This is a genomic window from Motilibacter rhizosphaerae (genome assembly GCF_004216915.1).
GTDB lineage: Bacteria > Actinomycetota > Actinomycetes > Motilibacterales > Motilibacteraceae > Motilibacter > Motilibacter rhizosphaerae.
Genome location: NZ_SGXD01000009.1, coordinates 20,548 through 30,765, shown reverse-complemented (window position 1 = coordinate 30,765; position 10,218 = coordinate 20,548). Strand labels below are relative to the sequence as shown.

At 73.6% G+C, this 10,218-nt stretch carries 12 protein-coding genes; 4 read left to right on the top strand and 8 right to left on the bottom strand.

The genetic code is table 11. From position 1 onward, the window contains the following. On the top strand, positions 1-344 hold a 344-nt coding region (locus EV189_RS19730; RefSeq protein ID WP_130494728.1), incomplete at its 5' end, for an HNH endonuclease signature motif containing protein. An 83-nt stretch (positions 345-427) separates the two neighbouring features. On the opposite strand, the gene EV189_RS19725 is transcribed toward EV189_RS19730, so the two are convergent. From EV189_RS19725 to glnT, 4 genes are read right to left on the bottom strand one after another with little or no spacing between them, the layout of a single operon-like run. Continuing rightward, positions 428-1,750 carry an FMN-binding glutamate synthase family protein gene (locus tag EV189_RS19725; RefSeq protein ID WP_130494727.1) on the bottom strand — a complete coding sequence of 441 codons (1,323 nt, stop codon included), beginning with the start codon at positions 1,748-1,750 and terminating at the stop codon, positions 428-430. Between the two features lie 32 nt (positions 1,751-1,782). Further along, the gene (locus EV189_RS19720; RefSeq protein ID WP_130494726.1) at positions 1,783-2,505 is read right to left on the bottom strand and encodes a GltB/FmdC/FwdC-like GXGXG domain-containing protein; all 723 of its coding nucleotides are present in this window, start codon (positions 2,503-2,505) and stop codon (positions 1,783-1,785) included. Beyond that, the gene (locus EV189_RS19715; RefSeq protein ID WP_130494725.1) at positions 2,493-3,389 is read right to left on the bottom strand and encodes a class II glutamine amidotransferase domain-containing protein; all 897 of its coding nucleotides are present in this window, start codon (positions 3,387-3,389) and stop codon (positions 2,493-2,495) included. The genes EV189_RS19720 and EV189_RS19715 overlap by 13 nt, the downstream gene beginning before the upstream one ends. Positions 3,390-3,404: 15 nt before the next feature. Then, on the bottom strand, positions 3,405-4,766 hold the full coding sequence (glnT, locus tag EV189_RS19710; protein ID WP_130494724.1) for a type III glutamate--ammonia ligase: 1,362 nt from the start codon (positions 4,764-4,766) through the stop codon (positions 3,405-3,407). A gap of 134 nt (positions 4,767-4,900) precedes the next feature. Between glnT and EV189_RS19705 the strand changes: the two genes are divergently transcribed. After that, a complete protein-coding gene (locus EV189_RS19705; protein ID WP_130494723.1) occupies positions 4,901-5,383 on the top strand; it encodes a hypothetical protein in 483 nt (160 codons plus the stop codon). A 12-nt stretch (positions 5,384-5,395) separates the two neighbouring features. Here EV189_RS19705 and EV189_RS19700 read toward each other — a convergent pair whose 3' ends face one another. Then, on the bottom strand, positions 5,396-6,607 hold the full coding sequence (locus EV189_RS19700) for an allantoate amidohydrolase (protein WP_130494722.1): 1,212 nt from the start codon (positions 6,605-6,607) through the stop codon (positions 5,396-5,398). Continuing rightward, complete coding sequence (locus EV189_RS19695) at positions 6,600-7,724, bottom strand: FAD-dependent oxidoreductase (RefSeq protein ID WP_130494721.1); 1,125 nt, start codon at positions 7,722-7,724, stop codon at positions 6,600-6,602. The genes EV189_RS19700 and EV189_RS19695 overlap by 8 nt, the downstream gene beginning before the upstream one ends. Positions 7,725-7,798: 74 nt before the next feature. Here EV189_RS19695 and EV189_RS19690 point away from each other — a divergent pair, with 74 nt between their 5' ends. After that, positions 7,799-8,443 carry a helix-turn-helix domain-containing protein gene (locus tag EV189_RS19690; protein ID WP_130494720.1) on the top strand — a complete coding sequence of 215 codons (645 nt, stop codon included), beginning with the start codon at positions 7,799-7,801 and terminating at the stop codon, positions 8,441-8,443. A 6-nt stretch (positions 8,444-8,449) separates the two neighbouring features. Here EV189_RS19690 and arfB read toward each other — a convergent pair whose 3' ends face one another. Further along, complete coding sequence (gene arfB, locus EV189_RS19685) at positions 8,450-8,875, bottom strand: alternative ribosome rescue aminoacyl-tRNA hydrolase ArfB (RefSeq protein WP_130494719.1); 426 nt, start codon at positions 8,873-8,875, stop codon at positions 8,450-8,452. A 27-nt stretch (positions 8,876-8,902) separates the two neighbouring features. Here arfB and EV189_RS19680 point away from each other — a divergent pair, with 27 nt between their 5' ends. Then, positions 8,903-9,298 carry an OsmC family protein gene (locus EV189_RS19680; RefSeq protein ID WP_130494718.1) on the top strand — a complete coding sequence of 132 codons (396 nt, stop codon included), beginning with the start codon at positions 8,903-8,905 and terminating at the stop codon, positions 9,296-9,298. Here EV189_RS19680 and EV189_RS19675 read toward each other — a convergent pair. Then, positions 9,295-10,155 carry a hypothetical protein gene (locus EV189_RS19675; RefSeq protein WP_130494717.1) on the bottom strand — a complete coding sequence of 287 codons (861 nt, stop codon included), beginning with the start codon at positions 10,153-10,155 and terminating at the stop codon, positions 9,295-9,297. The two genes, EV189_RS19680 and EV189_RS19675, sit on opposite strands and share 4 nt — an antisense overlap. Positions 10,156-10,218: the final 63 nt, after the last annotated feature.

The window sequence follows — 10,218 nt, the reverse complement described above, 5'->3', positions numbered from 1 at the left end:
CCGGCGTCCCCCTCGCCCTCGGCCGCGAGACCCGCCTCGCCACCCGCGCCCAACTGAAAGCCCTCTGGGTACGCGACGGCGGCTGCATCGCCCCCGGCTGCCGCAACCGACGCGTCCAAGCCCACCACGTCATCCACTGGTCCGACGGAGGCCCCACCGACCTGAGCAACATGTGCCTGCTCTGCAGCAGACACCACCACCTCCTCCACGCAGGAGGCTGGCAACTCGAACCCGACCCCGACAGGCCCGGCCTCTTCCGCTGGCGACCACCCGACGGCAGAGAGCCCGTACCAGCCACCCACGCCACCGACCGCAACCCCGGCACCACCACGCGCCTGTGGTGACGAGCACGAGCGCGTGCAGGCGCCTGCTGCACGAGAACGGTCCACGCCGGGCGCCGCATCCCGCCGCGTCCCTGGACGGACGTTCAGATCGCCCCGGGCACCCACGACGTACCAGCCAGCGGCACGCGGGCCATCGCAGCGGCCTCGATGGTCAGCGCCACCAGGTCCTCCGGCTCGAGGTGGTGCAGGTGCGCCTTGCCGCAGGCGCGCGCGATGATCTGCGCCTCCATCGTCAGCACGCGCAGGAAGTTCGCGATCCGCCGGCCCCCGAGCACGGGGTCGAGCCGCGCGGCGAGCGCGTCGTCCTGCGTCGTGATGCCGGCCGGGTCGCGGCCGGCCTGCCAGTCGTCGTAGTAGCCCGCGGCCGAGCCGAGCTCGCGGTACTCCTCGTCGAGGGCGGGGGAGTTGTCGCCGAGCGCGATGAGCGCGGCCGTACCGATCGCGACGGCGTCCGCTCCGAGCGCCAGGCACTTCGCGACGTCCGCGCCGTTGCGGATGCCGCCGGAGACGACGAGCTGGACCTTGCGGTGCAGCCCCTCCTCCTGCAGCGCCTGCACGGCCTGGGGGAGTGCGGCGAGGGTGGGGATGCCGACGTTCTCGATGAAGACGTCCTGCGTGGCAGCGGTTCCGCCCTGCATGCCGTCGACGACGATGACGTCGGCGCCCGCCTTCGCCGCGAGCTTGACGTCGTAGTACGTGCGGCTGGCGCCGATCTTCACGTAGATCGGCTTCTCCCAGTCGGTGATCTCGCGCAGCTCGCCGATCTTGATCTCGAGGTCGTCCGGGCCGGTCCAGTCGGGGTGCCGGCAGGCGCTGCGCTGGTCGACGCCGACGGGCAGCGTCCGCATCCCCGCGACCCGGTCGGTGATCTTCTGCCCGAGCAGCATGCCGCCACCCCCGGGCTTCGCGCCCTGCCCGAGCACGACCTCGATCGCGTCCGCGCGGCGCAGGTCGTCGGGGTTCATCCCGTAGCGCGACGGCAGGTACTGGTAGACGAGGTGCTTGCTGTGCCCGCGCTCCTCGGCCGTCATGCCGCCGTCGCCGGTGGTCGTGGACGTCCCGACCTCGCTGGCCCCGCGCCCCAGTGCTTCCTTCGCCGCGCCGGAGAGCGCACCGAAGCTCATCCCGGCGATGGTGACGGGGATGTCGAGGTGCAGCGGGAACTTCGCGTTGAGGTCGCCCAGCACGACGTCGGTGTCGCAGCGCTCGCGGTAGCCCTCGAGCGGGTAGCGCGACATGCTGGCGCCCAGGAAGAGCAGGTCGTCGAAGTGGGGTACGCGGCGCTTGGCCCCGCCGCCGCGGATGTCGTAGATGCCGGTCTCGGCCGCGCGCTGGATCGACGCGATCGTCGCGCGGTCGAAGGTCGCGGACTCGCGCAGCCCGTGCTGCGCGGGGTCGAACGCCATGAGGGGTCTCCTGGGTGAGAGGGGCGCGCGGCTCAGTACGCGTTGTCGACGTGGAAGCTGTAGAGCTGGCGCGCCGACCCGTACCGGCGGAAGGCCCGGGGGTCCGCGGAGATCCCGGCGCGCGCGAGCAGGTCGGTGAGCTCGGCGAGGTGCTCGTCGCGCAGGGGCTTCTCGATGCAGTCGGCGCCGAGGGACTTCACGCTGCCCTGGAGGTAGATCCGCGCTTCGTAGAGCGAGTCGCCGAGGGCCTCGCCCGCGTCCCCGCAGACGACGAGCCGACCGGCCTGCCCCATGAACGCGCTCATGTGCCCGACGCTGCCGCCGACGACGATGTCCACGCCCTTCATGGAGATGCCGCAGCGCGCGGACGCGTCGCCCTCGATGACGAGCAGGCCGCCGTGGGCGGTGGCGCCCGCGGACTGCGACGCGCTGCCCTTGACGCGGACGGTCCCGGACATCATGTTCTCCGCCAGGCCGGTGCCGGCGTTGCCGTTGACGGTGACGGTCGCGCGCTGGTTCATGCCGGCGCAGTAGTAGCCGACGTGCCCGTCGATCTCGACCTCGATCTCCGCGTCGAGGCCGACGGCGATGCTGTGCTTGCCCTGCGGGTGGCGGACCAGCCAGTGGTCGGCCCGCTGGGCCACGTCCCCCGCGTGCAGCGCGGCGTTGAGCTCGCGGACGCTGGTACGCGCCAGGTCCACCCGCACGGACTGCCGCTGCTGCAGCGGGACCGCGGCTTCCGTCATCGCTGCCATGCGTACACCACTTCCGGCTCGGGCTCGAAGATGCGGGCGGACTCGACGCCGGGGAGCCCGGCGAGCGCGCGGTACTCGGAGGCCATCGCGACCCACTGCGGGGTCTCCGCGACGATGGCGGGCTTGCAGGCGATCGCGTCGCGCACGACCGCGAAGGAGTCCCGCGTGGAGACGAGCAGCGTGTAGAAGCCGTCGAAGCGCTCGCAGAGCAGCCGCAGGGACTTCTCGAGGTCCGCGCCCTGAGCGAGGTGGTGCGCGACGAAGCGGGCCCCGACCTCGGAGTCGTTCTCGCTGTCGAAGGGCACGCCCTCGGCACGGAGCTCGCGGCGGATCGTCGCGTGGTTGGCGAAGGACCCGTTATGGACGAGGCACTGCCCGGACCCGACGGAGAACGGGTGCGAGCCCTCGGGCGTGACCGCGGACTCCGTCGCCATGCGGGTGTGGGCGACGCCCTGCCATCCCTGCGCGCTGGCGAGGTCGAAGCTCGCGGCCAGGGCCAGCGGGCTGCCGACGCCCTTGAGCACGGCCATGTCCGCGCCGTGCCCGATGACGAGGCTGTCGGGCGCCGCGCGCCGTACGGCGTCGACGAGCTCGTCGTCGGCGACGGCGGCACTGAGCACGACGGTCTGCCCGCCGTCGACGAAGGACACGGTCTGGCTGAGGAGTGCTTGCGTGGCAGTGGCGATCTCCTCGGCGGCCGCACCGCGTGGGAGCAGTGAGACCGTCGTCGTCCCGGGCGGGCTGAGCCGCGGGTCGCCGTAGACCGCGACGCCAGCGGAGTCCGGTCCGCGCTCGACCACCTGGCCGAGCATCCCGGTGAGCAGCTCGCCGAGCCGCGGGTGGAGCTCGGGCTCCCTCAGGTGGAGCCCCACGATGCCGCACATGCTGTGTCGCCCTCCTCAGAACGCCGTGACGTAGCGGTCGATCTCCCACGGCGTGACCGTGCTGTGCCAGTCGAAGAACTCCGCGCGCTTCACTGACGCGAAGTACGCGCCGACCCCGTCGCCCGCCGCGTCCAGGGCGCCCGTGACGACCGGGTCGGCCTCCAGGGCCTCCACCGCGTGGAGCAGCGTCGGGGGCAGAGGGACGCCGGGGGCGCCACCCGGGTCACCCGGGTCGAGGCCGCGCTCGACGCCGTCGAGCCCTGCCGCGAGAGCCGCCGCCATCGCGAGGTACGGGTTCGCGGCGCCGTCACCACCGCGTACCTCGACGCGGTGGCCGTCGGGCACGCGCAGGAAGTGGGTGCGGTCGTTGCCGCCGTACGTCGCGGTCCGCGGCGACCAGGTCGCGCCGGAGCGGGTGGAACCGGCACCGGTCCGCTTGTAGGAGTTCACCGTCGGCGCGAGGACCGCCTGCAGGGCAGGGGCGTGCTCGAGCAGTCCGGCCACGAAGCTGTACGCCAGCGGCGAGAGCCCCAGGCCGCGCGGGTCCGCCGCCTCGGGGAAGGTCGACTCGCCGCCGCGCCACAGCGACAGGTGGAGGTGCAGCCCGCTGCCGGTGCGGTCGCTGAACGGCTTCGGCATGAACGTCGCCGTCATGCCCCGGCGCTCAGCGAGCACGGACAGCAGGTAGCGCAGGGTGATGACCCGGTCGGCCGTCGTCATGGCGTCGGCGTAGGCGAAGTTCTGCTCGAACTGGCCGTTGGCGTCCTCGTGGTCGTTGGCGTAGTTGCTCCAGCCGAGGCTGTTCATCGCCTTGGACACGGTGGTGAGGTGGTCGTACATCCGCGTGAGCCCGCGCGCGTCGTAGCAGGGCCGCTGGGCGTCGTCGCGGGTGTCGGCGACGCGGAGGGCGCCCCGCTCGTCGCGCTCGACGAGGAAGTACTCGACCTCGGCGCCGACGAAGAGCGACAGCCCCTGCTGGGCAGCACGTTCGATCTGCCGTCGGAGCAGGATGCGCGGGGCGTAGGGCCAGGGTGCACCCTCGACGTGCGGGTCGCAGTGCACGAGGGCGAGCCCGGGCTGGACGAACGGCAGCGGGGTGTACGAGCTCGCGTCCGGGATCGCCATGACGTCGGGGTCGGAGGGCTGCTGACCCAGGGCCCCGGCGGCGTACCCGGCGAACCCGACGCCCTCGCTCTGCAGCTCCTCGACGGCCTCGACCGGCACGAGCTTCGCGCAGGGCTTGCCGGTGAGGTCGACGAAGAGGGCGAGGATGAACTCCGTCCCGTCGGCGCGGGCGCGGCTCGCGAGGTCGTCGGCCGTAGCGGACGAAGGTCGGGTGGGCGAGGGCACCAGCAGGTCGGCCGTCTCGACAGCCATGCGCACCTCCGGTCGATGCTCGCGGTTCTTCCGATGATCCCGCGTTGCACGACAGTAGACGGTCCGCACGTTTCGTGCATGTGACATCGCGAGGTCCCGTGCGTTGAATCTCGGGCGTGCGTCAGGATGCGGGCATGCCCTTGTCCGGACGGACGGCCCGCGCCCTCCCGCTCCTGGTGGGACTCGCGCTGCTCGCGGGGTGCGGCTTCGTGCCGATGGATCCGGCGGGACGCCGTCTCGCTCTCCAGGTGCAGGGCGACGAGGTGACCGTCGTGGTGGCCCCGTGCAAGGACTTCGCCATCACCAGTGTCCATGTCACGGACGCCAGAACGGGGACTGTGCTGTGGGACGTCCGCTGGCCCACCGCCTCCCTGCAGGAGGTGCGGCTGGGTGACGAGACGCAGTTCCGTGAGGCGCGCGTCCATCTGGCCCCGTCGTGGCGCCGGTCCGAGCAGATCGACGTGCAGGTGGGCTCGGACGGGGAGCACGACGACGGCGGCTGGGCCGACGCCTTCTCCCCGGCCCGCCTGGGAGCGGGCCTGAACGGCGCGTCCGACTTCGGCTACCGCACGATCACCCGCGCTGAGCTCGCCCGCAAGGGCTGCTCCACCCGCTGAGCCCCGAGCTCGTCAGGTCAGCAGGGACTCCAGCGCGTCCGCCAGTGCGACCGCACCCGCCTCGGCATCCGCGTCCTCGACGGACTCCTCGGGGGAGTGGGAGATGCCGTCGGGGCTGCGGACGAACAGCATCGCCGTGGGCACGACCGTGCCGAGCACGCCGGCGTCGTGCCCGGCCCCGGTGCCGAGCAGGGGGGCGTTCGGCAGCACGGCCTCGATCCGCCCACGCAGCCCCTCGTCGAACACCGTGGTGACGCTGAAGGACTCCTCGACGAGGCTGGCGGTGCAGCCCTCCTCCGCGGCGATCTGCCGCGCCAGCTGCTCGATCTCGGCGACGAGAGCGGTGGTGACGGCGTCGTCGGGGTGCCGGGCGTCGAGCCAGAGCTCGACGCGGGAGGCGATGACGTTCGTGCCGCCGGGTACGGGCCGGAGCCGCCCGACGGTGGCGCGCGCGTCGGGACGGGCGCGGGCGGCATCGCGCACGGCGACGACCGCGCGGGCCGCGGCGACCATCGGGTCGCGCCTGTCGTCCATCAGCGTCGTCCCCGCATGGTTGCCCTGCCCGGCGAAGGTCAGGCGCCAGCGGCCGTGCCCGAGGATCGACGAGCCGATGGCGACGGGCTGACCCAGGTCGACGAGCCCGCGGCCCTGCTCGACGTGGAGCTCGAGGAAGCAGCCGATGCGCGCGAGTGCCTCGTCGTCGCGGCCGAAGCTGGAGGGGTCGAAGCCCTGCGCCGCAGCGGCCTCTGCCAGGGTGACGCCCTCGGGGTCGCGCAGCCCCCGCGCGCGGTCGGGGTCGATCGCGCCGGTGAGCAGGCGCGAGCCGAGGCAGGCGACGCCGAAGCGGGAGCCCTCCTCCTCCGGGAAGACCGCGACCGCCAGCGGCCGGGCGAGGGAGGATCCGCGCTGCTGCAGCAGGTCCACGGCGGCGAGCGCGGACGCGACGCCGAGGGGGCCGTCGAACTCACCGCCTCCCGGCACGGAGTCCAGATGGCTGCCGGTGACGACCGCGTCCCGGAGCGGCAGGCCGGCGGGGTTCCACCACGCCCAGAGGATGCCGTTGCGGTCGGTCTCGACGTCGAGGCCCCGTCGCTCCGCCTCGCCCACGAACCACGCGCGCAGGTCGAGCTCTGCGGTCGACAGCACCGGGCGGGACCAGCCGCCGCGTACGGCGTCACGGCCGACGTCGGCGATGTCGGCCAGCAGACGGGTGACCTCAGGCACGGGCAGGGAGCCTACTCAGCCTGAACCGCTCGATCCCGCCCTCGCCCGTGGCCACGTCAGCGGCGAGTCCTCCCAGGAGCGGGGCGAACTTCGCCCCGTGGCCCGAGCAGGGGGAGAGCAGCGTCAGACCGTCGACCTCGTCGATGACGAAGTCCTCCGTGGGTGTACTGGTGAACAGGCACGTCGTCTCGGCGTAGGGCTCGGGCTCCAGCCCGGGGAGGTGCTCGCGCACGTAGTCCGTGACACGCGCGCGGTTCGCCGGGTCGATCCGCCCGTCCTGGTCGCGCGCGGAGGGGATCACCGGGCCGGCGGCGTACTCGGCGACCTTCTGACCGCGGAAGTCGGCGTCACGACCACCGGGCAGGGAGTAGACGGAGATGGCCGGGGACTTGTGGATGAGCGTCGGCCAGAGCGCCGGCTCGCGGTAGGGGAAGTGGTAGGCCTGCTCCTGGCGCACGGTCAGCGGCGGGATGCGGCCCAGGAAGCCTGATGGCAGCGGCAGATCTCGCAGCAGCGCCGGGAGCCAGCCGCCCGCGCTGACGACGACGTGCTCGGCGTCGAGGACCTGACCGTCGGCCGAGTGGAGGCGGAACCCGCTGCCCTCGCGCGTGACCCGCTCGACGTCGAAGCCCGTACGGACCTCCGCGCCGTGCTGCTGCGCGAGCCCCACCATCGCGAGCACGGTCTGCTCGGCGTCGAGGACCGCGCCGTCGTGGCGCAGGACCTCTGTGTCGGCAGCCACTCCTGGCCAGCGCTCCCGGGCCTCCGCGACCGGGACCAGCTCGTGCGGCACACCGGCTCGCGCGAGGACCTCGGCGAGGAGGCGGGGCTCCCGCAGCTCGCCGACGTCGAGGGCGTCGGTCGGGGTGAGCAGGGTGCGTCCGCTGGTGGCCTCGAGCTCCGACCACAGCGTGCGGGCGCGCACGACGAGGTCGACGTAGAGCTGGTCCGGATAGGCGTAGCGCAGGATCCGCGCCGAGCCGTGCGAGCTGCCGTCGTGCGCCGCGGGCCGGCTGCGCTCGAGGAGCACCACGTCGTGGCCGCGCCGGGCGAGGTGCCAGGCGGTCGACGCCCCGGCCAGCCCCGCGCCGACCACCGCGTAGCGCGCCGCGTCCATGCCGCTCCCGTTTCTCCTCATGAGACCCTGTAGCCGGAGGGTATACCACCGGGGAGCGTGGCACGATGGCGCAGATGAGCGAGGACGAGGTCGGCGCAGGGTCTCCCGAGCGCGAGGTCGCGCGAGCCGGGGCCGAGCCTGCGGAGGGCGGCCTGGAGCGCGTCATCGCGACGCAGGTGCGGGCGTACCGGCTGGCAGCAGGCGTGTCCGTGGGCGAGATGGCGGCGCGCGTCGGCGTCTCCAAGGCGATGCTGTCGAAGATCGAGAACGCCCAGACCTCGTGCAGCCTCACCACGCTCGCCCGGCTTGCCGCCGGCCTGCAGGTCCCGGTGACGGCGCTGTTCCGCGGGGTCGACGCCGACCGCGAGGCGGTGTACGTGCCGAGCGGCCACGGCGCGCAGATCATCCGGCGCGGGTCGCGCCAGGGCCACCTCTACGAGCTGCTCGGCGCGCTGCGCGGGCCGCACAAGCGCATGGAGGCCGTGCTCGTCACGCTGACCGAGGCGAGCGAGGTCTTCCCGCTGTTCCAGCACCCCGGCACCGAGCTGCTCTACATGCTCGAGGGCGAGATGGTCTACGGGCACGGCGAATCCCGCTACACCATGCGCCCCGGCGACGCGCTGCAGTTCGACGGCGAGGGCGCCCACGGGCCGGAGGAGCTGCACGAGCTGCCGGTGCGGTTCCTCTCGGTCACGGCCTACGGCGACCACGCGGGCTGAGCGGGCTCAGTCCCCGCGGTCGCCGCGCAGTCGTTTGATGCTGCCGCGGCGCTTCTTCTCGTCGATGCGGCGCTGCTGCGAGGCGCGCGACGGCTTCGTCGGGCGCCGTACGGGCGGGGGCGGAGCGAGCGCCTCGCGCAGCGTCTGCGCCAGCTTCTCCCGTGCCACAGCGCGGTTCCGCAGCTGTGAGCGCTCCTCCTGGGCGCTGACGGTGAGCACGCCGTCGACCAGCCGGCCGTCGAGCCGGCCGAGCGCGCGGCGGCGCAGCTGCTCGGGCAGCGACTCGCTGCGCTCCACGTCGAACGACAGCTCCACGCGGGAGTCCGTGGTGTTGACGCTCTGGCCGCCGGGCCCGCTGGAGCGGGAGAAGCGCCACGTGAGCTCGGCCGGCGGGATCTCGACGCGCGAGGTCACGCAGAGCGGGCCGTCCATGCGCCCATCCTGCCGTAGCGTGAGCGGATGCCGACGACGTACGCCGTGCGGGTGGCCGCGGGCTCGCTGCGCGACCAGCTGCGGCAGGACCTCGTCCTGCCCCACCCGTGGACCAGCGAGGGCGTCGTCGCCGAGCTGCAGTTCAGCGGGGCGCACGTGCTGCACCTCGCCGTCGCCGGGTGCGTGCTCAACGACACCTACCGCGAGGCGCGGGGGCTGGGCGTCGAGCTCGCGGGCGTCCTCGTCACGGCGGAGGGCGGCTTCGCGCCGGAGACGTGGGCATCGGAAGGCGTCCAGTACCGCGTCGAGCTCGATTCCCCTGCGGCGCCGGAGGAGCTCGCGCGGCTCCTCCAGGTCGTGGACGACGTCGCCGAGGTCCCGAAGGCCCTGCGCGCGGGCGCGGCGGTCACGCGCGTCGGCTAGTGGGTCGGCCCTACGACCGTGGCGATGACGAAGGGGCACCGGCGTGGACGGGCCGGGCAGTCGCTGGCAGCGACGAGCGCCACCGTGCCCACCTCGTCGGCACGGTAGGTCCCGGTCGCGGCCCCCGGCTCCACCCGGACGAGCGGGAGGACCGCCGCGTCGGGCAGGGGCAAGGGGAAGAACGGGCGCAGGCCCCGTTCGGTGTCCTCCTGGGTGACGTGCAGGTCGAGCAGCTCGCCGAGCCTGAGCCGTACGCGGACCGGAGGGTCCGGCAGGTCGGCGGCGCACCCGCCGAGCTGCTGGACGCGCCCCTCGAGCCGGAGGAACGCGGGGATCCCGCAGCTCGTCGGTCCGGTCGGCGCGCCTCCAGGCCCACCGATCCACCAGGTCGCGCCCGAGCCGGGCCGCAGAGCCTTCGTCGACCCCAGGACCGTCACCTCCGCCTGCAGCGGCCGCGAGGAGCAGCCGCGGCAGCCGTCCGCGGGTGCGGTCGTCACCGTCGTGCGGCCCGGCTCGTCGGCCCGGAAGACGGTCAGCGGCTCGACCCCGGGGACTGACGTGCAGAGCGGGCGGAGGACCGCTGGGTCGGAGCCCGTGAGGGCACGGAGCCGTCGCTCTCCCTGCCGGGCGACGAGCACGACCTGCTGGCCGGCGCGTACCTGCGCATGAGCGAGGCCGGACGTCGGCGTCGCACCACCGCCGGAGACCTTGGCGTCCCCCAGCGGGAGGACGAGCGCGTGACTCGGCACCGCGCAGGTCCCTGGAACGGACGACGGCGTCGCCGCCGGGGAGACGGCCGTACCGCCGCAGGCGCAGAGCACCGCGGCGAGCAGCACCAGCAGCAGTCGTCGGGACACGGGGCTTGGACGGAGCGCGTGCGCCGCTGGTTCCGCAGGTGCAGCGCGTCCGCCGAGCTGACC